Annotated in this window: 25 protein-coding genes; 11 read left to right on the top strand and 14 right to left on the bottom strand. The window is 53.7% G+C overall.

Annotation, left to right across the window (positions count from 1 at the left end):
* Nucleotides 1–221 precede the first annotated feature (221 nt).
* A complete protein-coding gene (locus MKY12_RS30545; RefSeq protein WP_339312045.1) occupies nt 222–563 on the bottom strand; it encodes a zinc ribbon domain-containing protein YjdM in 342 nt (113 codons plus the stop codon).
* A 214-nt stretch (nt 564–777) separates the two neighbouring features.
* On the opposite strand from MKY12_RS30545, the gene MKY12_RS30550 reads away from it, so the two are divergent.
* Both MKY12_RS30550 and MKY12_RS30555 read left to right on the top strand, forming a co-directional pair.
* Entirely contained in the window at nt 778–1,740 is a 963-nt protein-coding gene (locus MKY12_RS30550; protein ID WP_339312046.1) for a catalase family peroxidase, read from the top strand.
* 128 nt (nt 1,741–1,868) lie between these two features.
* A complete protein-coding gene (locus MKY12_RS30555; protein WP_339312048.1) occupies nt 1,869–2,756 on the top strand; it encodes a diacylglycerol kinase family protein in 888 nt (295 codons plus the stop codon).
* 63 nt (nt 2,757–2,819) lie between these two features.
* Here MKY12_RS30555 and MKY12_RS30560 read toward each other — a convergent pair whose 3' ends face one another.
* The 3 genes from MKY12_RS30560 to MKY12_RS30570 all read right to left on the bottom strand — a co-directional run bounded on the left by MKY12_RS30560 (nt 2,820) and on the right by MKY12_RS30570 (nt 5,113).
* Nucleotides 2,820–3,695 (bottom strand): phosphotransferase, encoded by an 876-nt coding sequence (locus MKY12_RS30560; RefSeq protein ID WP_339312050.1) that lies wholly within the window; start codon nt 3,693–3,695, stop codon nt 2,820–2,822.
* 313 nt (nt 3,696–4,008) lie between these two features.
* The gene (locus MKY12_RS30565) at nt 4,009–4,491 is read right to left on the bottom strand and encodes a DinB family protein (RefSeq protein ID WP_339312052.1); all 483 of its coding nucleotides are present in this window, start codon (nt 4,489–4,491) and stop codon (nt 4,009–4,011) included.
* A gap of 76 nt (nt 4,492–4,567) precedes the next feature.
* Nucleotides 4,568–5,113, bottom strand: coding sequence for a hypothetical protein (locus tag MKY12_RS30570; RefSeq protein WP_036691837.1), 546 nt, complete (start codon nt 5,111–5,113; stop codon nt 4,568–4,570).
* 119 nt (nt 5,114–5,232) lie between these two features.
* Here MKY12_RS30570 and MKY12_RS30575 point away from each other — a divergent pair, with 119 nt between their 5' ends.
* A complete protein-coding gene (locus tag MKY12_RS30575; RefSeq protein WP_339312054.1) occupies nt 5,233–6,147 on the top strand; it encodes a phosphatidate cytidylyltransferase in 915 nt (304 codons plus the stop codon).
* Between the two features lie 215 nt (nt 6,148–6,362).
* Here MKY12_RS30575 and MKY12_RS30580 read toward each other — a convergent pair whose 3' ends face one another.
* The 4 genes from MKY12_RS30580 to MKY12_RS30595 form a co-directional block, all read right to left on the bottom strand.
* Complete coding sequence (locus tag MKY12_RS30580) at nt 6,363–7,484, bottom strand: IS256 family transposase (protein WP_339312056.1); 1,122 nt, start codon at nt 7,482–7,484, stop codon at nt 6,363–6,365.
* Between the two features lie 234 nt (nt 7,485–7,718).
* Entirely contained in the window at nt 7,719–9,932 is a 2,214-nt protein-coding gene (locus MKY12_RS30585) for a carbohydrate-binding domain-containing protein (RefSeq protein WP_339312057.1), read from the bottom strand.
* 27 nt (nt 9,933–9,959) lie between these two features.
* Entirely contained in the window at nt 9,960–10,643 is a 684-nt protein-coding gene (locus tag MKY12_RS30590; protein WP_209868785.1) for a DUF4956 domain-containing protein, read from the bottom strand.
* On the bottom strand, nt 10,636–11,379 hold the full coding sequence (locus tag MKY12_RS30595) for a polyphosphate polymerase domain-containing protein (protein ID WP_036722816.1): 744 nt from the start codon (nt 11,377–11,379) through the stop codon (nt 10,636–10,638). Before MKY12_RS30595 ends, MKY12_RS30590 begins: the two co-directional genes overlap by 8 nt.
* Nucleotides 11,380–11,544: 165 nt before the next feature.
* Between MKY12_RS30595 and MKY12_RS30600 the strand changes: the two genes are divergently transcribed.
* Together MKY12_RS30600 and MKY12_RS30605 are read left to right on the top strand one after the other, a co-directional pair.
* Nucleotides 11,545–12,222, top strand: a complete 678-nt coding sequence (locus MKY12_RS30600) for a response regulator transcription factor (protein WP_339312059.1) — start codon at nt 11,545–11,547, stop codon at nt 12,220–12,222.
* The gene (locus tag MKY12_RS30605; protein WP_339312060.1) at nt 12,222–13,505 is read left to right on the top strand and encodes a HAMP domain-containing sensor histidine kinase; all 1,284 of its coding nucleotides are present in this window, start codon (nt 12,222–12,224) and stop codon (nt 13,503–13,505) included. The genes MKY12_RS30600 and MKY12_RS30605 overlap by 1 nt, the downstream gene beginning before the upstream one ends.
* A 62-nt stretch (nt 13,506–13,567) precedes the next feature.
* Here MKY12_RS30605 and MKY12_RS30610 read toward each other — a convergent pair whose 3' ends face one another.
* Entirely contained in the window at nt 13,568–13,786 is a 219-nt protein-coding gene (locus tag MKY12_RS30610) for a hypothetical protein (protein ID WP_339312062.1), read from the bottom strand.
* Between the two features lie 71 nt (nt 13,787–13,857).
* A complete protein-coding gene (locus MKY12_RS30615) occupies nt 13,858–15,123 on the bottom strand; it encodes a YncE family protein (RefSeq protein WP_339312063.1) in 1,266 nt (421 codons plus the stop codon).
* A 146-nt stretch (nt 15,124–15,269) separates the two neighbouring features.
* Here MKY12_RS30615 and MKY12_RS30620 point away from each other — a divergent pair, with 146 nt between their 5' ends.
* Nucleotides 15,270–15,917, top strand: coding sequence for a Vat family streptogramin A O-acetyltransferase (locus tag MKY12_RS30620; RefSeq protein ID WP_339312064.1), 648 nt, complete (start codon nt 15,270–15,272; stop codon nt 15,915–15,917).
* A 68-nt stretch (nt 15,918–15,985) separates the two neighbouring features.
* Here MKY12_RS30620 and MKY12_RS30625 read toward each other — a convergent pair whose 3' ends face one another.
* Nucleotides 15,986–17,053, bottom strand: coding sequence for a polysaccharide deacetylase family protein (locus tag MKY12_RS30625; RefSeq protein WP_339312065.1), 1,068 nt, complete (start codon nt 17,051–17,053; stop codon nt 15,986–15,988).
* Nucleotides 17,054–17,591: 538 nt separating this feature from the next.
* Between MKY12_RS30625 and MKY12_RS30630 the strand changes: the two genes are divergently transcribed.
* The gene (locus tag MKY12_RS30630) at nt 17,592–19,247 is read left to right on the top strand and encodes a cellulase family glycosylhydrolase (protein ID WP_339252260.1); all 1,656 of its coding nucleotides are present in this window, start codon (nt 17,592–17,594) and stop codon (nt 19,245–19,247) included.
* A 138-nt stretch (nt 19,248–19,385) separates the two neighbouring features.
* Here the strand turns inward: MKY12_RS30630 and MKY12_RS30635 are convergent, their stop codons facing one another.
* Nucleotides 19,386–19,970, bottom strand: coding sequence for a TetR/AcrR family transcriptional regulator (locus MKY12_RS30635; protein ID WP_339252262.1), 585 nt, complete (start codon nt 19,968–19,970; stop codon nt 19,386–19,388).
* Between the two features lie 219 nt (nt 19,971–20,189).
* On the opposite strand from MKY12_RS30635, the gene MKY12_RS30640 reads away from it, so the two are divergent.
* Nucleotides 20,190–21,299, top strand: coding sequence for an NADH:flavin oxidoreductase (locus MKY12_RS30640; protein WP_339312066.1), 1,110 nt, complete (start codon nt 20,190–20,192; stop codon nt 21,297–21,299).
* A gap of 111 nt (nt 21,300–21,410) precedes the next feature.
* On the opposite strand, the gene MKY12_RS30645 is transcribed toward MKY12_RS30640, so the two are convergent.
* Entirely contained in the window at nt 21,411–22,157 is a 747-nt protein-coding gene (locus MKY12_RS30645; RefSeq protein WP_339312068.1) for a nucleotidyltransferase family protein, read from the bottom strand.
* Nucleotides 22,154–22,768 (bottom strand): TetR/AcrR family transcriptional regulator, encoded by a 615-nt coding sequence (locus tag MKY12_RS30650; RefSeq protein ID WP_339312070.1) that lies wholly within the window; start codon nt 22,766–22,768, stop codon nt 22,154–22,156. Before MKY12_RS30650 ends, MKY12_RS30645 begins: the two co-directional genes overlap by 4 nt.
* A gap of 376 nt (nt 22,769–23,144) precedes the next feature.
* Here MKY12_RS30650 and MKY12_RS30655 point away from each other — a divergent pair, with 376 nt between their 5' ends.
* The 3 genes from MKY12_RS30655 to MKY12_RS30665 all read left to right on the top strand — a co-directional run bounded on the left by MKY12_RS30655 (nt 23,145) and on the right by MKY12_RS30665 (nt 24,816).
* Nucleotides 23,145–23,942, top strand: coding sequence for an SDR family oxidoreductase (locus MKY12_RS30655; protein ID WP_339312071.1), 798 nt, complete (start codon nt 23,145–23,147; stop codon nt 23,940–23,942).
* A gap of 230 nt (nt 23,943–24,172) precedes the next feature.
* On the top strand, nt 24,173–24,436 hold the full coding sequence (locus MKY12_RS30660) for a hypothetical protein (RefSeq protein WP_339312073.1): 264 nt from the start codon (nt 24,173–24,175) through the stop codon (nt 24,434–24,436).
* A complete protein-coding gene (locus MKY12_RS30665; RefSeq protein WP_339312075.1) occupies nt 24,433–24,816 on the top strand; it encodes a retropepsin-like aspartic protease in 384 nt (127 codons plus the stop codon). Before MKY12_RS30660 ends, MKY12_RS30665 begins: the two co-directional genes overlap by 4 nt.
* The last annotated feature ends 93 nt before the right edge of the window (nt 24,817–24,909 follow it).

Genomic DNA, 24,909 nt, shown 5'->3' on the forward strand with positions numbered 1-24,909 from the left:
ATTCGGCCATCCCCTGTAAGAGTTGGATTTTCTACACTTGCTGATAAGCAGATACCCCCTTCAAGAGCAACGGTTGGAAAAAAGGCACTTAATCTTACCAAACGTAGCTGATTCCGTACGATTCGGTGAATTAGGTGTACTTTTTCCAACTACTCCCTCATGTGATCCCATTCCGTCAGAAATAAGTGCCTTATCTCCATCTCTTCCGGTCCTGCTTCATGCTATGCCTTGCGCACAAACTCCGATTTCAGCTTCATTGCGCCGAACCCGTCGATTTTGCAATCGATATCATGGTCGCCTTCCACCAGCCGGATGTTCTTCACCTTGGTGCCTATCTTCAGAACGGACGAGCTGCCTTTGACCTTGAGATCCTTAATCACCGTTACAGTGTCCCCGTCAGCCAGTACATTTCCGTTAGCATCCTTAACTACCTTCTCTTCTTCACCGCTTGCACTTCCTGCATCCAAAGACCACTCATGTCCGCATTCCGGGCAGACCAGAAGCGCTCCGTCCTCATAGGTGTACACAGAGCTGCACTGCGGGCAATTAGGCAATTCATTCATGATTTCATTTCTCCATTCCTGCTTAAGCATGTTTATAGGGATAAGTCTGTCTAAGTTTAACATATAAATCGATTTCACTCCGCCTCCAGCCTGAATTCAGCCTGGTAACCAAGTGGATGTCTACGAGAAGCGGTTTGGATGAGCAGTGAAAGTGGTAATAATTAGAAAATAGCTTGTATAAGTTATAAATCATCGTGGAGGAGTGAATGAGGACATGAATGAATCGGAGCACAGCAGCAGCCAGTCTGCCGCAGACACCAGGGAGCATCCAGCGCTTGCCGCCGAGGCAGTAGACGCGATCGAGAACCTGTCCGGTACCCATCCCGGATACCGCCGCGCCCATGCGGCGGGAGTCTGCTGCCGCGGCTTCTTCCGGCCGAGCGGACTGGGGAAGGAGTTCACGGAGGCGGAGCACCTTCAGGAGCAGCAGGTGAATGCCATCATCCGCTTCTCGGGCAGCTCGACTGATCCGGCACTTGCGGACCTGCTATCCCCTGCCAAGGGGATGGCTGTCCAGTTCATCCTCCCGGATGGCAGGGTTACGAATCTGGTTGGAGTGACCGTGCCTGTCTTTTTTGCGCGGACCCCGGAGTCCTTCATCGACATTATACAGATGGCCCACCGGCTGCGGACCGGGACACTTGGACCGATTGAGCTGATGAAGGAAATTGTCAGCCACTTCAGCGAGAGCAAAGACGCTCTGCTCGCGGTGCGGCGGCTCAAGCCGCCTGCCAGCTACGCCGAATGTCATTACCACTGCATACATGCTTATGTGCTGGTGAATGCAAAAGGCAGGCAGCAGCCTGTCCGGTTCGAATGGGTTCCCGAGACGGGCGTGCGCACACTGACGCTGGAAGAGGCTGCGCAGCAGCCGGACCGCTATCTGGAGGATGAGCTGGAGCTGCGCTTCAAGGATGAGCCGGCTATCTTCCAACTGGTCGCTGTTCTTGGAGAGGAAGGCGATGCTACGGATGATCCTACCCGTGCCTGGCCGGAGGACCGCCGCAGAATCGATCTCGGGCGGCTGCATATTTCAGAGATCTACCCCGATCCGACATATCTGCTCATGGACCCTACGATCCTTACAACCGGTATGCTCCTCTCGGATGATCCGATTCTTAAGTTCCGCAGTGCGGCCTACGCCGAATCTTATGGGCGGCGGATCGAAGGAAGATAGCTGCTGCCTGCTGCGGCATATGTCGTTCAGCGCCAAAGGGACACTGCGCCCTTTGGCGCTTTTGATTCAAACGCTATACTTAGTTGGTTAATGGATATTAATCCGGTTACAAGAGAGAGGAGTGCAGTATGCAGCAGGCCATGGTCATCATGAACCCGTCGTCCGGCAAGGCAGAGGCACGGGATTATATTAGAGCAGCGGAAGAGGTGCTGCAAGGCGCAGGGTATCAGGTTACCGTCCAGGAGACCGCAGGGGAAGGAGATGCAACCGCCTTTTGCCTCCAGGCCTGCGCCGAGTGCTATGATCTGGTGGTTGCCATTGGAGGAGACGGAACGCTCCACGAGACGATGAACGGCCTCACAGATCAGCAGCACCGCCCTACACTTGGCATTGTGCCAATGGGCACCGTCAATGATTTTGCCCGCGCGCTACAGATTCCGCTTGTTCCTGAAGAGGCCATTCAGAGCCTGGTCTCGCCCCGGACCCGAAGAGTCGATATGGGCCGGCTGAATGACCGGCTGTTCGTCAATGTGGTGGCCGCAGGCTCTCTGGCAGGCTCCCTCTCCTCGGTTAGCTCTGAAGACAAGAGCCGGCTCGGGTTCCTTGCTTATCTAAAAGAGGGCATTAAGGAGCTGGCCAGCAATACTGCACATACCCTGACGATTACTCACGACGGTGAGATCTGGGAAGGCTCCTCCCCGCTGTTCATTGCTGCACTGACGAATTCCGTGGGCGGCTTCGAGAAGCTTGCCCCTGCTGCCGCCGTAGATGACGGCCTGCTCCATTGCTTCATCGTCAAGGACCTGCACCTGCTGAATTCCGTTACGGTCAGCATCTCCCTGCTGCTCGGCAATCTGCGGAATCATAAGGATGTCATCTACTTTACAGCCAAGGAGGTCTCCGTCCGCTCCACCGAGCCGGTACAGACGAATGTGGACGGCGAGCAAGGTCCGCCGCTGCCGATCCGCTTAAGCACCATTCCGCGCCACATTCAGGTCGTGGTGCCGGAGGACTGACCCGCTCAGGCGCCTCAGGCGTTCCAAGCTACAGAATACAGGCGTCCGGGAGAAGCCGCTTCCTTAGCTGATTCCGTGCAGCTCTGCGAAGTCCTCACCAAGTGTCCATTCCAGACGTCTGACCCATTCACGCTGCACCTCCTTGGGCGCGATCTGCAGGCGGTGCAGGATATTCCATACCCTGTACAGACTCGCCGCCTTCATCTGCTGCGGCGTGAAGGATAACGGGTTAACAGACAGATAGCCCTGCATGAAGGCAGTATTGAGCTGCACGGATTGTACGGGATAATGGTGCTTCGTGAACCAGCAGACCCAGGCTACATCATTCAGCGGGCTGCCCCATTCCGCCCATTCCCAGTCCAGCACATGCAGCAGATCATCGGCTTCACAGAGCAGATTATGTACTCCGTAATCGCCATGGGTCAGGACCCACGGAAGCTCCCCGGCCTCCGCCGCAGACAGAAAGTGAAGCGACTGTCTGCCGAGAGCGGCGGGAACGAATTCCAGCTTCTGAACCACCTGACTCAGTGCAGACCTGTTGCTGAGCCGGATCTCTGTCTCTTGCGGCTGATAAGGGCGGGAATGAATCTGGGCAGCCAGCAGCTGCCCCATTCTGCTGTAGATCCGCTCGGCTCTTGTCCAGTCCCTGGCATCCAGAACAGACTGGGCGTTCCCGCCCTGCATGCAGTCCATGATGATGATGCGCTTCCCGTCCATCTCCGTCACCTCATGCACCACCGGGGTATCACAGCTTCCCTGCACCAGCCGCATTACATGAACCTCATTGAGCGTATCTTTATTGGACAGATTTGTTATTTTGGCTACAAGCGGCGGCTCGGCCCCCGCCATCAGATAGGTTAGATTCGTATATCCCCCTGTCAGCCGTTCCAGCCGGCAGGCATATCTTGCTTCCAGACCTCTGATGATGTTCTCAATCATGATATGAATCCCTCTCTTTTCCCTTCAGTAGACCCTATGCCAAGTGGAAACGACTTTGCCATCCTTTTAGGGACGGCACCGTTTCAGCGAGAAATAGAAGGATAAGTTATCGTGTGCAACATATAAATCCTTATATTTCAAGAATATCACATGCTCCATTTCATTACAGATTAAGCTATTCTGCACAAGCAGATCTATGCTGCGGCCCTCACTGTACGTATGACAAAGAGACCGGCGGGAGAATCCCGGCCAGTCTGCTTGAGCCATGCCTCATTGCGGTCTCCTGCACAGCCAATGCCTGCCTGGAAGGGGCTTATGCTTGTGGCCTGGCCGGGACGTACAGCTTATGGATCAACACCATTTGACCTATATGATAGGCATTATGAGTTGCCGCATTACTGATGAGCTCCCACCATGCCGCCGGCTCCGGGAACCCGTTCACCTGGTTCTCCAGCCCTTCCTCGGACAACAGGCTCTGCCAGTTCAAGAGCGTCTGCAGCAGCCTTCCGCGCAACTCACTGAACGCAATATCTGCCGGAAGCCTGAAGCTGAGGTTATTATCCTTAACCGGAGGCACAGCGTCCATATGCCCCTCGCGGTACCGGCTCTGCCAGGCTTCATTCCAGTACAGCAAATGCTGGGTAAGCTCAGCTATGCTGCTGACTCCTTCACCGGGCTTCCAGAACGCTTCCTCCTCGGTCACGTTCTCCACAGCCTGCATATAGGGAAGATGCCAGCTGGGGTCGTTGGCCCCGGCCAGCAATTGATTGGCAAGCACATCCTTGGCATGAACCATTCCTTCACTCTCCTCTTCTTCGCATTCCGTTATATTTGAAGTGAAGTCCCCTTCCCTACCGGGAACGAGGACTTCTCTACTGGCTGGAGGGCTTGTATTCGCTCAGCTTGCCGTAATAGACCAGATGCAGCCGGTCGCTCTGCCGGAAGTCATCCGGGGTGACGAGCGCAGGCAGCTTGTTCCACAGCTTAATGCCGGAGCGCTCCAGAATCTCGGCAACGAACTGCGAGCAGAAATACGAGTTGCTGAACTCCACCGGCTCCTTCAGTGCAATGCCGATGACACCGAGGATATTGTAGAGATACTTCTGGCGGCTGCGGATGAAGACCTGGAGCACCCGCTTCATTTTCTCAACCTCACGGTCCGTGACCTGAAGCTCGTAGATGACGCAGGTCGTCTCCGGGTATTTGCTGTAGGTGCCTGTGCGGATATCCTCCTTCACGAACCCGCCGTTCAGCGGATTGGCCGGATGCTTCCTTCCAAAGCTATATAGCTCTGAGAGCTCCCGGTTAAACGAGATCGACGCATGGTTATACGGCGCTTTGGTATAGCCCTGAATGAGCTTCGTGAACAGCGTTCCCGTATTGGTGAGCATGATGTACACCGATGGATCTGCTGACATTTACAATATTTCCCCTTATCAAGTCGGTTGTTTTGCTTCATAATAAGCTGGACGCTCTGTCTATTTTAGCATAAAATTCCTATATTGAAATGATACCCCGAGACAAGTTGGTGATTGTAATGAACCGTTCTTTATTCACTCTAGTTCTGATCTTTGCAGCTCTATCGGTGATCCATGTGCTGTATCTTGTAGTCAGCAAATTACAGAAGGACAAAGATTATACCGGAATAGGCTTCCGTATCAAAACTTGGTGGGGCATGCTGTTCATCTTCTGCCTGGCTACCCTGTCCAATTCTGTCGTGTCCCTGCTGTCCCTGATGGTCCTGAGCTTCTTCGCCCTCAAGGAGTACTTCTCCATGATCCGCACCCGAAAAGCAGACCGCAGGCTGTTCCTCTGGGCTTATCTGTCCATTCCGCTGCAATTCTACTGGATCTACATCGAATGGTACGGGATGTTCATTATCTTCATTCCAGTCTATGTGTTCCTGCTGCTGCCGATTCCCCGGCTGATTAACAAGGGGACGCTCGGCTTCCTGCGCGGTGTCAGCGCGGTGCAGTGGGGACTGATGCTGATGGTCTTCGGGCTTAGCCATCTGGCCTATTTCCAGTTCGCCACGCCGGAATACGGCGCAGGGCTGGTTCTATTCCTGGTGGTGCTGACCCAGCTCAATGATGCCGTGCATTATCTGGCCTCGCTCTACATCGGCAAGCACCGGATCGTCCCGACCGCAAATCCCCATCTGACCTGGGAGGGATTCGTCTGCGCGTTCGCGGTGACAACAGCCGTCTCTTACCTGATCTATTCTCATCTTACACCGCTGAATCCGGCCTTTGGCTATCTCTCCGGTATGCTGATCAGTCTCAGCGGCTTCTTCGGCAGCCTGACAGTCTCCGTCCTGAAGCGGGATCTGCTGATCGGGGACGATGACAAATTCGCTGCCCTTAAGCAAAGCTATCTGAGCCGCGTAGACAGTCTTGCCTACACCGCACCGGTATTCTTCCATGTCATCCGCTACTATTTCGACTTCATGTAGCCGCTGATCGCAATCGTTATCGCCTCCAGACAAGTAGTATGGGATTACCTGCGCGCCAGCACAATGTATGCTGTTTTTCACATACATTTGGTCCATGCAGGTAGCGTCAAGAAGTTTGTGTAAAAGAGTAGAAGTGCCTCCCCCGGGTTACGGGTTGGGATGTAGTGTTTCTGGGGGGAGGGGGAACCCCGACTCCCAGAAACTGGATTTCTCTGTTACGCCTCTTCCGGTGTGGGCAAAGAGGGGTAGCGTGTTTCGAATAGCTCTTTTAGCTTCTTTTTAACGGCATCCACTCCAAAGCCTTGGGCGACCCGCCCTGCATGACGTTCATTGTATTCCAGCATCTCCAGGTACACGATTTTCTCTGCGGCATCCATGTTTGTCAGACTGTTCATCGGTTTCAGACGCTTGCGGATTTCCTTGTTCATCCGCTCGATGGGGTTCGACGTGTAGATCGCTTTACGGATCGACAGCGGATAGTTGTAGAACGTCAGGAGTGTGGATAACTGTTCCTCCCAGGACCTCATTTCCTTCGGATACAGCTTGTTCCACTTCGCTTTGACCGTATCAAAGTTAGCCCGGGCTACCACTTCATCCGGTGCCGTATATACGGTTTTCAACGCCTCCATGACATCGGTTTTGTGCTCCACCCGAATTTTATGAAACGTGGCCCGCACTTTGTGCACTACGCAATGCTGTACATCCGCCTGAGGATAGGTCTCTTTAAACGCCGCATCCAGTCCCGGTAGCCCGTCAAACACACCCAGCAGGACTTCCTGCGCTCCGCGGTCGTACAGGTCTTTGAGTACCTCCCGCCAGCCATTCGAACTCTCTTGGCCACCCACGTAGAACCCGAGAATTTGACGCTGGCCCTCCTCGTCAATTCCCATCGCAAAGTAGACCACTTCACCACGAACCGTGCCCCGTTTCAGCTTCACGTACAGCCCATCTAAATAGATGACGGAGTACCGTTTGCTCAGTGGCCGCTTTTGCCACTGGTGGATATCGTCCAGCACTGTAGCCGTAATATTGCTGACCGTCGTTGGGGAGTAGTGGCTGCCAAACATACTTTCAATGAACCGGGCCACATCCCGCGTACCCATGCCCGATTTATACATTTGGATGACGGCCTCTTCTAACCATCCGTCCCGCCGCTGGTACGGCTCAAACAACTGCGTCTGGAAAAGGCTTTGGCGGTCCCGGGGCACCTGAAGATCCTCGATATGGCCGTATTTCGTGTGTAAATCTCGCGTATAGTAGCCGTTGCGACTATTGCTGGCACCGGCTTCTTCACCCTCCATAAACCCCTGGATTTCGGCGCGCAACAGGCGTTCCATGTTGTTTTTCGCATACATTGAGCCCGTGCGCCTGCGTGGTAGCCCAATGTATGCTGTTTTTCGCATACATTGAGCCCGTGCGCCTGCGTGGTAGCCCAATGTATGCTGTTTTTCACATACATTGAGGCCACAATTAAAGAGCACTTATCACAACAGAAGTAAATGATAATATCCTAGACAAGTACAAAAACAGAGACTATCCGCCAATGGATAGTCTCTGCTCTGCTGGACCGCTTAATTCGTGCTTGTACCTGCGCCGTCTGGAGCTGTAGTGCCTGCATCGGCCGGCTTCGTGGTGCCTGCATCGGCTGGCTTCGTAGTACCAGCGTCCGCAGGCGGCGTTCCTCCTGTTCCGCCCGGTTCGCCTCCGGCTCTGTTGCCTCTGCCGCCGCCGAAGCCTCCGCCTCCCGGCCCGCCCATCCCGCTTCCGCCTGTGGTTACACCCGATGCATTCACCCAAGTCACCGTACTGGTGATGTCAAAAGCAACGAATTTGCTGCCCCCGCTGTACGTCCCGCCGGTATACAATCCATCTGCTGCTGTTCCGGTAGAGCTGCCGCCGGTATAGACGGTATAAGAGCCGTCCGTAAGCTCTGGAGCGCTGACCACTACGGTCTGGAAGCTCTTCGCCGGAGCAAAGGTCAGAATGGCATTACCATCAGCGTCTTCCAGATGAACCATGGTTCCTGCCTGCTGAGTAGCTGCGAACTCCACGCTTACTGAATACTGGCCGGAGTCCTCTCCCGGAGCCTGTGCCATGCCGGAAGCGCCTGCGGCTACCAAGAATCCGCCTGTGATGTTGAAGGCCCCGTCATAATCCAAGGCTCCGTTGCCGGAGTTCTCGGGGCCATTCACAATGACGGTGCCTCCGGTCATAGTTACCGAGCCGTTGGAGTCCAGACCATCGCCTGTGGCATCTACAATCAAGGTGCCGCCGCTGATGGTCAGCAGGTTGCTGCCGGTGCTGCTGAACGAATCCTGAGCCTGCGTTCCTGCTGCCGTATAAGTATCGTTGCCTCCGGCCACATTGACGCCATCGTCTGTAGCTGTCACATGGATTTCACCGCCGGATATGGTGATGTCCGCCCCTTCTATCCCTTCATAGCTCCGCGTAATATTGACGGTGCCGCCCGATATCGAGACCAGAGCATCGGCGTGAATCCCGTCATCCCCTGTAGCGATCTGGAATTCCCCATCCGTTACCGAGATACTGCTGTTGCTGTGCAGCGCATCATCTGCGGCATCCACTGTGAAGCTTCCGCCGTTCACCGTCAGGTCGCCGCCTGCCTTAATCCCTTTGGCGCTGACGGATTCTGTCTCCGCCGCTGCTGCGGTGTCCGTCTGTGCCACTGCTGCGGTGCCACTCTCCGCTGCTTGGGACTGGTCAGCCGCCGGCGCAGCATCCATCGCAGGCGGCGTCCCCCCTTCTTCCCCGGGAGCAGGGAAGGCTCCACCCTCCGGACGCTGGCCGAAGCCGCCGCCCATTCCCGGCCCTCCCTGGTCGCCGGTCTTCACTTCGGCATTCACATAGCCGCCGCCAGTCACCAGTGTATACGTCCCGCCGTCGATGACAGCAGCGGTCTCCGCTTGAATCCCGTCATTACCGGCCGTAATGTCGAAGGTTCCGGCGGCAATAGCGATGAAGCCCTTGGCGGCATCCTTGTCATTCGTTGATTTGATGCCGTCGCCTTCTGCATGAATTGTAATACTACCGTCCTGTATAGCTACCAGATCCTTACCGACAATACCGTCATCTGCTGCCTGCACTTCGATGGTGCCGGACATGATTTTCAGATCATCCTTGCCGGTGATGCCGTCGTTATAGTTGCCGGTTACCGTCAGCTTGCCGGTGCCGTTAACCGTCAGGTCTGCTTTGCTGAAGACCGCCGCGCTTGGCTCATCCTCAGCCCCGTCTCCGAATACATAGGCGGCTCCATCCGTCACACTGTTATCCGTCCCTTCCTGCAAGGTGATGACCACTTTGCCGGCTTCCTTGATGTAGACCGGAGCATTATCGCTGTCCGTCAGATGAGCGCCATTCAGCACCAGCCTTACGGTCCCTTTGGCCTGCTCATCTACGATAATCTGGCCGTCACTCAGTGTGCCGCTAAGCACATAAGTGCCTGCTTCCGTAATGGTTACTGTGCCTTCTTGCGCTGTGGCGCCTGCACCGTCTACCACAGCAGCAGTGCCAGCCAGAGTTATAGCAGTCGAATCTGCTGCCGTCCAGGCAGTTACAGCATCCTCTTCCTCCCAAGTCACAAGATCCGCCGCCTTCACACTTGCCAGCTGCACAGCGGCAGAGGAACTGCTCTGCACAGCCGCAACTGATGTACCCGCGTTGTTACTTGTATCTGATGGCGTAGCAGCTTTTGCACTGCATGCCGACATGACTGCGGCGCATAGCAGCACCAGTCCTATTTTGCTAGCTGTTAATCTGTTCTTCATCAGTCATCATTCCCTTCCTGTAGCAGATTAGTATTCATTCATGACAGGTGCCATGGTTAGTGAGAGATCGAGGTTCCCGTTACGTGTGCGGATGGCGTCCAGCAGCTCCTTCTGGCTCGTCTGCTCATCAATCGTTACTGCGTAGACCAGCTCATACAGGCTGCCCAGCTCCGTGGTTCTGATCTTCTTCAGCTCGTAGGCGACATTGAAGGTATTGAAGACCTCCGCGAAGGCCTCCTCATAGCCCAGATTCTCAGGGATCGTTACCTTCAGTGTCTTATGCATCGACTTCTTAAGTCCAAAGCCCGTACGGTTAAGCACGACCATCAGAGCGCAGAGGATAAGGGTAAAGAAGACCGCGTAACCGAAGGCCCCCACCCCGCAGGCCAGCCCGGAGGCCATGGTGAACAGGACAAAAGTGATATCCTTCGGATCGCCGGGGGCGCTGCGGAACCGGATGATCGAGAAGGCGCCCGCCAGGCTGAAGGCCCGGGCCACATTGCTGCCAATGAGCAGAATAATGATAGCAACAATCACCGGCAGCAGAACCATGGTCAGTGTGAAGCTCTGCGAGTATCCGGCGGGGCTCGTCTTCATGTAGGTGAAGCTGATCAGCCCGCCGAGGATAATGGCGATGACGATGGTTAAGGCAGCATTCGTGAACGTTAGTTCCGAAGTAGACTCCGCTACGGCAAAAATCGAATCAAGCATATAGAACACTCTCTCTTTCTGATTGGCTGTTTCGCAGCATCTTTTTATATTCGTTGCCGTATTTGGAGAAGCTGGTGCGGTACATCTGATGCTCCGACAGCATCCTGGCCAGCCAGACCGGTATGGTCTTCTCGGCCTTCACTTCCATCAGCCATTGCTCCGGCTCCAGCAGCTCCTCGCCATAGACGCCGTGCTCCATCTTCAGATCATACCGGCGGCAGCGGATGTTGGTGTCGAAGGTGATGCGCAGGTCCCTGTTATTTTTACAGAACATGGCTTTGCGGTCATAGGACAAATACAGCTTCGGCTCCAGCTCATAGCGGGTCAGCAAGTACTTGATCTCCCCGATCACCTGCTTGTTCATATAGCTCTCGAATTCAGGCTCTCTGCCGCTCTCGATGAACGCATAGGCCTCTTTCAGCGTCAGTGAGGTTCTCCTCTTGTTGACCAGACCCAGCACCTTCTTCTTGATCTCCAGATAGACTCTGGTGTCGCCTTCAGGAATGCCGTAGGCTCTGATGCGGAGCTTCTCCTTGTATTTCGGCTTCGCCAGGCTGCTGCGGATCAGTGAGTTCTGAGGGGTGTCGTAGTACAGATTGGTGATAGAATAAAATTCATGCTGCTTGTTGTAAGCATCGGGCTCCATATATTCCAGCAGTTCGTAATAGAGCTTCAGATAAGATTCGTGGTCGAACAGATACTTGTTCTCGTAGCGGTTGAAGACCTCGATCGCCATAGGGTTCAGATCCTTTCGGGTGAGTATTGGGTGCGCTTGCTTATGAATGTATCTTAGCCCCCGAACCTTTAATGAATCTTAAATGGATTAAGGTTGATTAAAGGTACCCTTGATATAATGGCACCAGCAGCAAGTACATTACTTAGGAAGAGGATGAGCCATCCCATGAGAATATTAATTGTAGAAGACGAGGTCCATCTGGCGGAGGCCCTAACCCAAATCCTCAAAAAACACAATTATTCGGTAGACGCGGTGCATGACGGCAGAGCCGGTCTCGATTATGCGCAGAGCGGGATTTATGACCTGCTGCTGCTGGATATTATGATGCCGGAGCTGGATGGAATCAGCGTGCTGAAGGAGCTGCGCAGGGACGGAGTCTCCACACCGGTCATTATGCTTACCGCAAAAGGAGAGATCACCGACATGGTGACCGGACTCGATCATGGTGCAGACGATTATATCGCCAAGCCGTTCGCTTCGGAGGAGCTGCTGGCCCGTATCCGGGCTGCGCTGCGGCGTAAGGGCGAGGTGATTCCTGACGATGCCCTGAAGTTCGGGGATCTGGAGCTGAATACGGCCAACCCGAGGCTGACGGTGAAGGGCCGGGAGATGAAGCTAAATCTCAAGGAGACGGAGCTGCTGGAGCTGCTGATCCTAAGGAAGCAGGCGGTCACCTCGAAGGAGCAGATCATTGAGAAGCTGTGGGGGTTCGATTCCGATGCGGAGCATAACAACGTGGAGGTCTATATTTCTTTTTTGCGTAAAAAGCTGGCCTTCCTGAACTCGGAGGTGCGCATCAGCACGATTAGGGGCGTAGGGTACGTGCTGGAGGGGAGTGCCTGATGTTCAATAAACTCCAAACCCGGTTCCTGATTGTCAATCTGGTCACCATCTCCATCATCATGCTGGTGGCCTTCGCCGCCATCTACATCTTCACGTACCGCAATGTGCAGGGAGACATCTATATGGCGCTCCACCGGATTGCGGACATGCAGCAGCGGGGTCCGGGAGATGGACAAAGTCCGCCTGGGTCAGGAGGCGGCGGGGGCAGAGGGACAATGCCCATGGATCAGGGGCCGATCGACCCTTACCAGCCGGAGCGCTCCGTCTCCTTCACGGTGCAGACCGATGCCAGCGGCACGATGACCGGCAAAGAATCGAAGTTCACGATGGACGATGACCTCTATAGCGCCGCGTTGAAGGAGGCTCTCAGTAACGGCAAGGATACCGGCCGGTTCACGCTGGACGGCAGCCGCTGGATCTTCATGGTCAAGCCGGCAAGCAGCGGGAAGCAGTTTGTCTTCATGGACATCACGGCCCAGCAGCAGATCCTGACAAACCTGATCTATACCTTCGCGGCTGTCGGCCTGCTGACGCTGGTCATCCTCTACTTCACCAGCCGCTACTTTGCGGGGCGCTCGATTGCGCCGGTGCGGGAGGCTTTTGACAAGCAGAAGCAGTTCATTGCCGACGCCTCCCATGAGCTGAAGACGCCGCTGACGATTATTAACACCAACGCAGATGTGCTGCTGGCGAACAGTGAGGATACGATCCGCAATCAGGCAAAATGGCTGCAGTATATCAAGTCCGAAACGGAGCGGATGACCCGGCTGGTAGGCGATTTGCTGTACCTGACGGAGATGGATGACGCCCGGACCGCGAAGCTCCACAGCAGGTTCAACATGAGCGAAGCGGTAGAGAATATTATTCTGACCATGGAGGCCGTTCTCTTCGAGAAGAATATCTCCTTCGACTATGACATCCAGCCGGAGCTTACTGTGCCGGGCAACCCCGAGCAGATCAAGCAGGTGGTGATGATTCTGCTGGATAACGCAGTGAAATATACGAATCCTAAGGGCGCTGTCCATATCTCCCTCCACAAGCAGAACAGCGATGTTCTTCTCTCCGTCTCGAATACAGGGGAAGGCATCGCTGCGGAGCATCTGGCGCGGATTTTTGACCGCTTTTACCGTACGGATACCTCCAGAGCACGCAAGCAGGGCGGATACGGGCTGGGTCTGGCTATCGCTAGGTCCATTGTGGACCAGCATCAAGGAAGGATTTACGTAAAAAGTGTGGTTGGAGCGTCCACGACGTTCTATGTACAACTGCCCAGAATGGCGTAAAGTCTATAATTCCATAAACCAGCCACTTCCTTACGGGAAGCGTGCTGATTTATGGACTATCCTTAAAGGTAGGGGTTCCTTGTTAACCCCGCTGCCGGCATTGTGCACTCTTCTGCCTCCGCCCCGCTGGTGCGGGCCGGGTCTTCAGCGGCACTGTTGTCTGTCTTCAGCAGTACCATCATGAATTCGCCGATCCCGGGAACGTAGATCCGGGATACAGAATTCTCCTGGTCCATGCCCGACAGCTGTATCATGATATCTTCGGCTGATGTTATTTCCATCCTATGAGTCACCTCGCTCGTTAAGATAATAGCCTCAATTGGCATGATACTGGATTCCTGTTCCTGGCCTCCTACGGATTGACGCCCACGGAGAACGGACGCGCGCCGACCGGTATGACACTAATTACAGCCTGGGTGACCCCATCAATAACCGATACCGTATTATCGTCCTGATTAGTAATATAGATGCGGTTCGTCAATGGATTAGCGCCCGCGCTGTTGGGATTATTTCCGACCGGAATGGTAGTGATTACCGTATTCGTTAACCCGCCAATCACCGATACATTGTCGTCATCCCGGTTTGGTACATAGATGGCATTGGTAGAGATGTTCACTCCCGGCTCAGCCGGAGTCGTGCCGACAGGCACGTTGGTGATCACCGTATTGGTCGCACCATCAATGACGGATACGGTGTTGCTGGTGAAGTTCGCGACATAAATCCGGTTCGTCAAGGGATCAACAGCCAAACGGAACGGGTTCACCTGCACGGGAATCTGGGTAATAACCGTATTCGTAGCCCCATCAATGACGGTAACAATATCCGAGTTGAATTCAGCTACATAAATAGTATTGGTTAAGGAATTCACACCGATCCCCGTTGGAAAAGGAGAACCGCCGGCGGGAATAATGGTAGTCACCACAGTGTTGGTTAATCCGTCAATGACAGTGACCGTATTATCATTAAAATTCACAACATAGATGGCATTGGTAGCGGTATTGACCGCGACTCCGCCCGCTCCGTCCCCGGCAGGAACGGTGGCCAGCACCGTATTGGTTAACCCGTCGATAACGGATAAGTTGTCACTGTTCAAGTTAGCGACATAAATGCGGTTGGTTAACGGGTTCACGGCTATTCCAGCAGGATTCACCCCTACAGGGATGACTGCGATCACTGCACCTGTAGCACCGTTGATCACAGAAACATCATTGCTGTTGAAATTGGCAACATAGATACGGTTGACGGAGCCTGTGACTCCCCCCTCTTCAGCACCCAGCAGCTCAGCTGAGACAAGACGGTGAGCGGTAACCAGCCGCCCGGCTGAATCCTTGCCCCACACAGAGACTTCCGTCTGCAATTCAGCAAGACCCTCCGTTGTAAAGACAAACTCATAGGCATCCAGATTGGCAAAGTAATTCCTTGTGATCACCTCGTCCGGGGAAACCGTAATAAGCTCGCTTACGTACAACGTTCTGGTGAGGGTCAAGTCGTACCCTTGGATCAGAATCGCAGACGGATTCACCGCATCCCGGTTATCAATCTTGACCGTCACCTGTACCGTAGGCCTTACACCGTTCACTGCATTATTCTCAATAGGCCCTGTTGATAGAATAGCCATTCCAGCCAAGCCTCCCTAGATAAGAGATTTGCAAACTACCAGTCTCTCATAATATATGTAAGAACTGTAGCGCCGCTTGGACTATACTATAGCTAGATTCAAATTATGGCTCGGCTCCCCATTCATGTGAGAAAGGTGTGATCCTATTGCATGCTACAGGACCAAATCCCAATGACATCCATCCGAATCCACAGATCAAGCAAGTCCGTTTCATCAAAAATACGCTGACCCGCTCCAACATCATCGCCGGAGACTTCTCCTACTATGATGATCCTGACGAGTCGGTATCCTTCGAGAGCCGTGTTACCCATCACTATGAGTTCATCGGGGACAAGCTGATGATCGGCAAGTTCTGCGCCATCGCCCGCGGCACCGAATTCATTATGAACGGTGCCAACCACCGGATGGGCTCGGTGACCACCTATCCCTTCAACATTATGGGCGGCGGCTGGGAGCAGGCAACGCCTGAGCTGGCGGACCTGCCCTACAAAGGCGATACTGTCATCGGAAACGATGTCTGGATCGGCCAGAATGCCACCATTATGCCGGGCGTGACGATTGGCGACGGCGCGATCATCGCCGCCAATGCTACCGTCACCAAGGATGTTCCCGCATACCATATTGCCGGGGGCAATCCTGCCCGGATTCTGCGGCAGCGCTTCGATGACGAGCTCATCGCCCTGCTGCTGGAGCTGAAGTGGTGGGACTGGAGTCCCCGGAAGATCACCGCCCATCTGGAGGCGCTGTGCAGCAGTGATCTGGAGCAGATCCGGGCTCTGGCAGGCCGAAGCTGAACTTGAATAAGGGGGTGCCCGTCAGCCATGCGATAGCTGGCTGGGGCACCCCCTTCAATGTTGTAGCTTTAATTGATTTCCAGATAATCAAGATAAGCATCCCAAGTCCCGTCATCGGCGGTAACCACCAGCTCAATCACCTGATTGCCGGTTCCATGGCTGACATTGCTGATCGTATAGACCGCAGGACTGCTTCCGCCATAGTAGAAGGTCCCCTTCGTCACCCCGCCGATCTTGAGGTCCACCCTGGCCATATTGGCGTTATTGGAGGCCCCGCGCAGGGAGAAATTATGGGTGCCGCTGGTGAAATTCTGGGTGTACTTCACGGAATCATTGTTTGCATACAGAGCGACTCCGGTGAACGGGGAACTGATATTCGAGGTGTATTGACCGGCCTTGGTCATGTTCTCCGCCTCTACCTTCGTTACAGCGGGACCAGGACCATTGCCGCCGTCAGGCGCAACCGCCCTGCCCGTGCTTGGCGAGATCATGCCTGAGCATAGGCCGCGGTTCTTGAGATTCTGTGCAATCTGCGGTACTGCCTGGAGTGTGGTCTGGTATTGGTCATGCATCAGGATGACATCCCCATTCTTCATCGTGCCCACAGCGGCCACGATCTGGGCGGTTCCCGCTCCGTTCCAGTCTTGGGAGTCCACGTTCCAGAGTACTTCGGTAAGGCCGTTCTGGGCCTCGATGGACTTGAGAGTCGCGTTAGTCGCCCCGTACGGCGGACGGAACAGCTTCGGAGCTGTGCCGGTAATGGATTGCAGCGTCTGCTGGGTGCTCGTAATCTCCGATATAATCTGGGAGGTACCCACCTGGGTCAGATTCGCATGCGACCAGGAATGGTTGCCAATCCACATCCCTGCGTTCTTCTGGGCCAGGACGAGCGAAGGATTGTTCTGCGCATTCTGCCCGACATTGAAGAACGTGGCGCGCAGGCCATTCTGCTGCAAGGCATTCAGCAGGTTCGTCGTGTTGCTTGGATTCGGCCCGTCATCATACGTTAGAGCTACATAACCGGCCGTGCAATCGGCGGCGAACACCTTCTCCCCGCCCGCTGCAAGAGACCCCATAAATAAAGACACGACAAGCGACCCGATAGCTGCCCATTGTATTGCTTTGCTTCTAAACATTCTTTTAATCTCCTCTCGGCTTGAATAGTTTCCTGACTTTAACCGTTAAGGCTGTAACTGTATGTATACGCTCCGGTGAAGTCAAACGCTTACATTAGTAATTATAACAATTATTACCTTTTTAAGCTAGATGTGATTCTTGTAATTTGTGCTAAACAATTGGAAAAATGTATCTTAAATTAGCGGTTTGGGAGAGATGTACGGTAATAAGTGGATTTACAACACCTATCGCTTACTCTTTTTGCTGCTTTGGGTGAATCGGGAAGATTTAAGTGCTGTTTATCCATTTACTGTTGTAACACAGACCATTCGCTCACCAGCAAGTGTACTTAATCCAACTGCTATCTTCGATCCCCCTAGCCACCTGGCTTATCCCATAAGTGCATTGGTCCGTATAGAGTGACTCCAACAGCCCCCCTCCTGTTTTATTCAAAAATTTTCCATAATTTAGACCCGTCCGGGATGAATAGGTTTTCATTTTACCCGTATGATATAAAGTTCGACTTTATCATGAATCATATTACGAGGAGGAAGATGAATGACCTTTGGTTTCAGGACACTGGGGACAATGCTTTTGGCTTTAACACTGCTTGCAGGTACAACCGCTATTGCCGGACAGCCGGTGAAGGCTGAGGGGGCAGCGAAGCTTTTTTATCACACCTCGGGCAGCCGGATTGTAGATTCGCAGGGGAACCCGGCCGTGTTCAACGGACTGAACTGGTTTGGCTTCGAGACGCCGAACTATTCCCCGCACGGATTATGGTCGCGTTCCATGGATGATGTGCTCGATCAGGTCCGCGCAGAAGGGTACAACTTGATTCGCCTGCCGTTCAGCAGTCAAATGTTCGATCCGGCTTCCCAGGCCAACAGCATTGATTATGCCAAAAACCCGGACCTGGCCGGTCTGACTCCCATCGAAATTATGGATACCTTAATCGAAAAAGCCGGCCAGCGCGGCATTCAAATCTTCCTGGACCGGCACCGTCCCGATTCCGGCGGGCAGTCGACGCTCTGGTATACCGCTGCATATCCTGAATCCCGCTGGATCAGTGACTGGGTGATGCTGGCTGCACGGTATGCGAATAATTCTACGGTAATCGGTGCCGACCTGCATAATGAGCCTCATGGCCCGGCAAGCTGGGGGACCGGTGATCTCAGTACAGACTGGCGGCTCGCGGCCCAGCGGGCTGGGAATGCCATCCTTGCGGTGAATCCGCACTGGCTGATCATCGTCGAAGGGATCGAGCAGAATGTGCAGGGTAACACCAGCAAGTACTGGTGGGGCGGCAACCTTACCGGGGTGCGGAATTATCCGGTAACGCTTACCGTGCCGAATCAAGTGGTGTATTCTCCGCATGATTACGGTCCCGGGGTGGCGGAGCAGCCGTGGTTCAGCGATCCGGCTTTTCCGGCGAACCTGCCTGCTATATGGGATCAGACCTGGGGTTATATCAGCAAAGAGAACATTGCCCCTCTAATCATGGGTGAATTCGGAGGCCGCAGCGTGGACACCCTCTCGGTTGAAGGGAAGTGGCAGAATAAACTAGTCGATTACATCGGCACGAATGATCTCTACTGGACTTACTGGACACTGAACCCCAACAGCGGGGATACCGGCGGTCTGCTGCAGGATGACTGGGCAACCTGGAACCGGCCGAAGCAGCTCATGCTGAACCGGATCATGAAGACAGTCACCTTCCCTCCTATTGAGGAGCCCGGCGGCCCCGGGACAGGACCTGTAACCGCCACTCCGCTCTACCGCAGTGATGAGACCGGCAACAACGTGGGCTCCATCCGGGCAAGTCTTCAGCTGAAGAGTACTTCCACCGTCCCTGTCCCGCTCAGCCAATTCACGATCCGTTACTGGTTCACCCAGGACGGCAGCTCCGCACACACCATGGAGATTGACTACGCCGTCGTCGGCAAAAACAATATCCAGACCACCATCGTCCCGCTCGCGGTTCCGGTCCCGAACGCTGATGCCTACGCTGAAATCTCCTTCAAGGATGGGGCAGGCAGCCTGGCAGCTTCCGGCTCGACCGGAGAGATCCAGTTCCGTATTCACAAGGATAACTATGCAAATTATAGCCAGGCCAACGATTACTCCTTCCGGCCGCTGCTGACCAGCTTCACGGCCAATGACCGGATCACTGTATACCATAATGGAACGCTGATCTATGGCGTAGAGCCGTAACCAAGCGGAAACGGCTACGAGGCTGTCCCAAAAGCAGGTTTTCTACGGCGGAAGACAGTTCTCTTCATTCTTAAAACCACAAAAAGTGAGCAGAGCAGCGATTCCCCCATTCGGAGGATCGCTGCTCTGCGTTTTTGGTCATTGGGGGCTCATGGGAAATCCGCCCGTGATCAGCGGCATTACCCGCTCCGCCAGTTTGGAGGAAGACTCTGATCTTCCCTCCAGATTCCAGCGGTAGGTTACGCCATATAAGGACCAGCTTAGCAGGATGGCGGCAGTTGCAAGCGGCTTCGAATCTGTAGCCGCAGCTGATCCGGAGATCAGCTGCAGGATAAGTTTCTCGAGATGCAGCTTAATATTCTCTTCAAGCAAGAGAGCTACAGAATCATATCTTTTGAAACAGCGGTGGCTGTTTTCATGATAATTACATAATGCTACTATCAGCTCTTGAAGCGTTTTCTCAGTCAACGGTCCTTTTGCATCGACTTTATGGAGGACCATATTCGTAAAGGCATCTAACAAAAAGGCTTCGAACAGCGCATATTTATCCTGGAAATGTGCATAAAAGGTGGTCCTGTTAATCGTAGCTGCTTTGGTAATGTCGCCGACGGTTATCGAGTTGAAGTCCATGATATTCAATTGCCGGACGAAGGCATCCAGAATTAATTGACGGGTCCGAATCACCCGCGGGTCGTTCGGATTGGGGGGAAGTATGCCAGCCATCCAAGGAGCGCCCCTTTCAGAAGAGATTATAATCCTCTTAATTATAAACATGTGCTCTGTACACAACAAATAGGATCTGCCAATACGACAGTTTATCCAGCTTCTAGCTTAAGCAACAACTTGGGCAGTTTGTTGGTTGAAGGGAGGATTGGAGCTTGTTACTATTGCATTCATACCCCGCTTTGAGAATAATCATTCAACCTACAGGAGGCGTTAACCATGGCTAAACAACAGGAGCAAATCCATTCACTGGAGACCTTATTTGAACCGTACACGGTTCAACAATTAACTATACCCAACCGGATTGTAATGTCACCGATGGCGCGTGCTTTTTCACCGGAGGGAGTACCGGGTGAGGATATGGCAGCGTATTACCGCCGCCGTGCTGAGAATGGGGTGGGGCTAATCATCACCGTTGGTATGATTGACCATCCGGCAGCAAGCAGTGATCCGGGACTGGCTAGTCTCTTTGGTGAGGCCGCTCTGAACGGCTGGCGTGAAGTCGTTAGACAGGTTCATGAGGCCGGCGGTATCATTTTTCCGCAGTTGGCACATATGGGAATGATTCGACCCATGGGTTCCCAGCCTCACCCGGATGCACCATCAATCGGGCCATCAGGACTCGACATGCAGGGGAACAAGATAAGCGGGCCGATGACAGAAGAAGAAATTGCCGGGGTCATTCAGGCCTATGCCGATGCGGCAGTGAATGCACAGCAAGCTGGCTTCGACGGAATAGAGCTCTCCGGCGGTCACGGCTTGTTGATTGACCAGTTCTTCTGGGAAATAACCAATCAGCGGACGGACCGCTATGGCGGCGATTTCCTGAAGCGTACCCGGTTTGCAGCCGAAGTTATCCAGGCCGTCCGCGCTGTAGTCGGACCGGATTATCCGATTTCCATCCGGTTGTCCCAGTGGAAGATGGCGGATTACACGGCGAAGCTGGTGGATACACCGGAGCAGCTGGAGCAATTCCTGGATGTGCTGGTACAGGCAGGGGTGGATATTTTCCACATCTCGACCCGCAGGTTCTGGGACCCGGAATTCGCGGGCTCGGAGCTGGGTCTCGCCGGATGGGTGAAGAAGCTTACCGGGAAGCCGACGATTGCCGTTGGTTCCGTAGGCATGGACAATGCTCCCGCTGAAGGCGGGGATGCAGACCATCAAGGGATGGAGGAGCTGCTGAAGCGGCTGGACCACCAGGAGTTCGATCTGGTAGCGGTTGGACGCGCACTTCTGGGTGATCCGGCATGGGCGAAGAAAATCCGTGAGGGCAGGTTGGAGGAAATTCAAGCCTTTACTCCAGAGGCGGCGGCCCAATTGTACTGAATCATAGATAATCTCCAAGAACCGCTCTACTACCCTTTCTCTGCCAAATAAAACGCACGGGATTGAGAAATTCTCTCTGTATCCGTGCGTTTTTTTGATTATTAACCCAGGTCACTCTGCCTGTTCCCCCAGCCTGGCCCGCATCTCCGCATAGGCCTCCGGGGTGCCAACATCATCAATCGTCCCCTCCGTATAATAGGCCCGCATCTCCTGACGGGAATGCAGCCACTCGGGGAAATAACTCGGCGCATCCGGGTTGCCCCCCTCGGCCAGATAACGGGAGAACAGCGGCAGCGTAGACCGCTTGTAGATGTACAGCGCGAATACGCCAATGTTCGAGCGGGGCGCCTGCGGCTTTTCCTCCAGAGATAAGACCCGATTCTGCGCATCCAGCTCCGCCACACCGATACTGCGCAGCTCTGCCGGATCATCCACCCTACGGACAAGAATACAGTCGGTACCCACCTTATGAAAATAGTCCAAGTACCCCTCAAGGCCGAATCCCAGCACATTATCGCCTGCCAGAACCAACAGATCCTCCTGCGGCTGCTCCCGCTCCAGCACAAACTGGATATCGCCAATCGCGCCTAGCCGCCCCTCAGGAGAAGAAGTGCCATCGTTCAGAACGCGAACCGGCTTCATGCCCTTATACTGCTGCTGCCACTGTTCAAAAGCCTGGAAGAAGCGGTTATTCGTCACAATGAGAATCTCCGAGATCTCCTCCAGCACCTCCAGACGGGCGGCCAGCAGATCCAGAATCGTCCGGCTTCCTTGAACCGGGAGCAGCGGCTTGGGCGTGTCTAGCGTTAATGGATACAGGCGGGTCGCATACCCCGCAGCCAAGATTAATGCAATCATCCCTTGCTCTCTCCTCTGCCTGGCTCCGGTGCTGCAAACAAGGATCGGGCCAGCATAGCCATGGTTTGTTTGTATACGGTATGGGCGGCATCGGCATCGCCAAGGAATCCGCCCATATACAGGTGAATTACACCGTGCAGCGATGACCATATGGCGGCGACAAGAGCCCCGGTCTCTTCCTGGTCCGAAATCAGTCCCTGCTGCTGGGCGGTAATGATTAGAACATGTAATTGGCGTATGGCGGTCAGTGTTCCCTGCATACTCTCCGCATCCGGCTTGAACTCGGCAAAAGCTCCTCCAAACATCAGCTTGTAGTAGCTGCTGTGCTCCTGTCCGAACTGCCAGAAGGCTTCGCCCAGATCCAGCAGATGCTGTAACAGATCTGAAGAAGCCGGCACTTCTTCAAACCGCTGGGCCAGTATTTTGCAGCCCTCCAGATATAATTGCTGGGCCAAACCCTCTTTATTGACAAATAAACTGTAGATGATCTTAGTGGAACAGCCCATCCTTTGCGATACTTTACGGACAGTAACGGCCTCCGGCCCCTCTTCCTGGAGAATGGCAGCGGCCGCATCCACCACCAGCTTACGGAGATTCTCCGTATTTTGCATACGGGCTTCCTGATATGTTTTTAATACCCGCCCCGTGGAGGGTGCAGGTTTGTCTTCGCTACGGATAAGAATCACCTTCATTCGGTTATCATGTTATTGACCAGCAACAGAGTTGCCGGGTTCTAACAGGAATTCTAAACATTTGAACATAGGTTGTCAATTGAACCCTCATGCGAAAAAAACAGATTGACACAGCAGTATTCTTTTGGTTACTATGATTCATATAAGAAACAGTGTTACCAATTGTATTAACGCCGCCGAACACGGACGTATACGGCTGAGAACGAACTTATGCCCGCTAGGATCGGTCATATTTTTTTCGCAATTCGGTAACGTTGTTTCCATTATAAAACACTGTTGTTGAAGGAGCAAAACTATGAATATTAAAGGAAAATGGTCGTTAATCACCGGAGCCTCTTCGGGAATCGGCGAACAGTTCGCCAGACAACTCGCCAAGAAAGGCAGCCATCTGGTGCTTGTAGCCAGATCCAAAGGAAAACTGGATGCGCTCGCAGCCGAATTGACCCGAAGCCATGGAATACAGTGTCGGGTAATTCCCCAGGATCTATCGCTTCAAGGTGCTGCCGGAGAGCTGTATCAGACCTGCCAGCAGCTAGGCCTGAGCATCGATCTCCTGATTAACAATGCGGGCTTCGCCACCCACGGACTGTTCGAGCAGGTCTCCGGGGAGCGCCAGCATGATGAGGTGATGCTGAACGTCGCCGCTGTAGTGGATATGACTCATTTATTCCTTCCCGCAATGCTCCACAATGGGTCAGGCGCCGTTATCAATGTCTCGTCTACGGCAGGCTTTCAGCCGCTGCCTTATATGGCCGTCTATGGGGCGACCAAAGCTTTTGTCTTGTCCTTTACCGATGCCCTCTACTGGGAGAATCGTGATCGCGGTGTGCAATTCTTCGCCCTGTGCCCAGGCTCAACAGAGACGGATTTCTTCAACGTAGTGGGTACGGAGGATGCTTCCGTCGGCGGCGCGAAGGACTCGCCTGAGCGGGTAGTGGCAATTACACTGCGCGCTATGGCCCGAGGAAAACAGTACATTGTCCCCGGATTCCGCAATTACCTGGGCGCCCAGATCTCCCGCTTCATGACCCGCAGACAAAGCCTGCGGCTGGTCGGCAGCATGCTTCGTCCGGCAAAGCCTAAGCAAGTTTAGTAATGTACGGAACATAATAAACGCAAACGAGCTACAAGCCATTGTGTTGGGATGTGGGGGGCAAGAGTCTGGTGATTCCAACCATACGGGTCTTGTCCCCTTGTCCATAAAACACCACAATGGTTAATATGAACAGGGGTTCATCATGGGTTTAAGCCTAGCCTTAACATTCTCTGGTTGGGCTTTTGTGCTATACTGGGAGTAGATGCAAGTTAGGTTATCCGGAGGTGATGAGGATGCGATGGGAAGATGTCCGCGAGCAGTTCCCTGATGAGTGGGTGGTCTGTGAGGCGTTAAAGTCTCGTTCGGAAGACGGGTACTGGCTTATTGACGAAGTGGCTCTCATTGATCGTTTCGACGATTCAACGGTTGCCATGAAACGCTACTATGAATTGCATCGTGAACAGCCATACCGGGAGTACGGCTTTTTTCATACATCCCGCGAGGAGCTGAAGCTTCGGGAAAAATGGGCGGGGGTACGCGGGCCAAGATGAGGATTGACGTGAGATACGGGCTGCCTTTTATCGAAGTGATCATTTGTTACCGCGGTGAAGAGCTTCATTTGAAGAATGTCTTGCTGGATACAGGCTCGGCAGGAACTATTTTCAACGCTGATGTGGTAGATGCCATCGGGGTTCAAATTGAACCTGGCGACTTTCTGAACAAAATCAGGGGTGTAGGCGGAGTAGAAGTCGTCTATTCCAAGCAGTTTGATTTTGTGAGTACGGGAGAGGTATCTCTGGGAGGGTTTGAAGTAGAAATTGGGGAAATGGACTACGGCATGGAGATTGATGGTATTCTTGGCTTTGACTTTATCCAATCTGCCGGGTTAGTGATTGATTCCAAAGAGTTGATAGTGGCGGCAAAAGAGTGAGCAATTTCAACATCATACAACGCTGAACTTTTGTTGCTATACCTATGCTTAGCGTTACTTAATAGAAGCCCTATCCAATAGGAGGCTTCTATT

This window comes from Paenibacillus sp. FSL M7-0896 (assembly GCF_037975415.1).
Taxonomy (GTDB): Bacteria; Bacillota; Bacilli; order Paenibacillales; family Paenibacillaceae; genus Paenibacillus_AQ; species Paenibacillus_AQ silagei.

What these genes read in the sequence shown, in the direction of transcription:
- MKY12_RS30545 (WP_339312045.1), bottom strand. Translation starts at nt 563, where the DNA reads ATGAATGAATTGCCTAATTGCCCGCAGTGCAGCTCTGTGTACACCTAT.
- MKY12_RS30550 (WP_339312046.1), top strand. Translation starts at nt 778, where the DNA reads ATGAATGAATCGGAGCACAGCAGCAGCCAGTCTGCCGCAGACACCAGG.
- MKY12_RS30555 (WP_339312048.1), top strand. Translation starts at nt 1,869, where the DNA reads ATGCAGCAGGCCATGGTCATCATGAACCCGTCGTCCGGCAAGGCAGAG.
- MKY12_RS30560 (WP_339312050.1), bottom strand. Translation starts at nt 3,695, where the DNA reads ATGATTGAGAACATCATCAGAGGTCTGGAAGCAAGATATGCCTGCCGG.
- MKY12_RS30565 (WP_339312052.1), bottom strand. Translation starts at nt 4,491, where the DNA reads ATGGTTCATGCCAAGGATGTGCTTGCCAATCAATTGCTGGCCGGGGCC.
- MKY12_RS30570 (WP_036691837.1), bottom strand. Translation starts at nt 5,113, where the DNA reads ATGTCAGCAGATCCATCGGTGTACATCATGCTCACCAATACGGGAACG.
- MKY12_RS30575 (WP_339312054.1), top strand. Translation starts at nt 5,233, where the DNA reads ATGAACCGTTCTTTATTCACTCTAGTTCTGATCTTTGCAGCTCTATCG.
- MKY12_RS30580 (WP_339312056.1), bottom strand. Translation starts at nt 7,484, where the DNA reads ATGGAACGCCTGTTGCGCGCCGAAATCCAGGGGTTTATGGAGGGTGAA.
- MKY12_RS30585 (WP_339312057.1), bottom strand. Translation starts at nt 9,932, where the DNA reads ATGAAGAACAGATTAACAGCTAGCAAAATAGGACTGGTGCTGCTATGC.
- MKY12_RS30590 (WP_209868785.1), bottom strand. Translation starts at nt 10,643, where the DNA reads ATGCTTGATTCGATTTTTGCCGTAGCGGAGTCTACTTCGGAACTAACG.
- MKY12_RS30595 (WP_036722816.1), bottom strand. Translation starts at nt 11,379, where the DNA reads ATGGCGATCGAGGTCTTCAACCGCTACGAGAACAAGTATCTGTTCGAC.
- MKY12_RS30600 (WP_339312059.1), top strand. Translation starts at nt 11,545, where the DNA reads ATGAGAATATTAATTGTAGAAGACGAGGTCCATCTGGCGGAGGCCCTA.
- MKY12_RS30605 (WP_339312060.1), top strand. Translation starts at nt 12,222, where the DNA reads ATGTTCAATAAACTCCAAACCCGGTTCCTGATTGTCAATCTGGTCACC.
- MKY12_RS30610 (WP_339312062.1), bottom strand. Translation starts at nt 13,786, where the DNA reads ATGGAAATAACATCAGCCGAAGATATCATGATACAGCTGTCGGGCATG.
- MKY12_RS30615 (WP_339312063.1), bottom strand. Translation starts at nt 15,123, where the DNA reads ATGGCTATTCTATCAACAGGGCCTATTGAGAATAATGCAGTGAACGGT.
- MKY12_RS30625 (WP_339312065.1), bottom strand. Translation starts at nt 17,053, where the DNA reads ATGTTTAGAAGCAAAGCAATACAATGGGCAGCTATCGGGTCGCTTGTC.
- MKY12_RS30630 (WP_339252260.1), top strand. Translation starts at nt 17,592, where the DNA reads ATGACCTTTGGTTTCAGGACACTGGGGACAATGCTTTTGGCTTTAACA.
- MKY12_RS30635 (WP_339252262.1), bottom strand. Translation starts at nt 19,970, where the DNA reads ATGGCTGGCATACTTCCCCCCAATCCGAACGACCCGCGGGTGATTCGG.
- MKY12_RS30640 (WP_339312066.1), top strand. Translation starts at nt 20,190, where the DNA reads ATGGCTAAACAACAGGAGCAAATCCATTCACTGGAGACCTTATTTGAA.
- MKY12_RS30645 (WP_339312068.1), bottom strand. Translation starts at nt 22,157, where the DNA reads ATGATTGCATTAATCTTGGCTGCGGGGTATGCGACCCGCCTGTATCCA.
- MKY12_RS30650 (WP_339312070.1), bottom strand. Translation starts at nt 22,768, where the DNA reads ATGCAAAATACGGAGAATCTCCGTAAGCTGGTGGTGGATGCGGCCGCT.
- MKY12_RS30655 (WP_339312071.1), top strand. Translation starts at nt 23,145, where the DNA reads ATGAATATTAAAGGAAAATGGTCGTTAATCACCGGAGCCTCTTCGGGA.
- MKY12_RS30660 (WP_339312073.1), top strand. Translation starts at nt 24,173, where the DNA reads ATGAGGATGCGATGGGAAGATGTCCGCGAGCAGTTCCCTGATGAGTGG.
- MKY12_RS30665 (WP_339312075.1), top strand. Translation starts at nt 24,433, where the DNA reads ATGAGGATTGACGTGAGATACGGGCTGCCTTTTATCGAAGTGATCATT.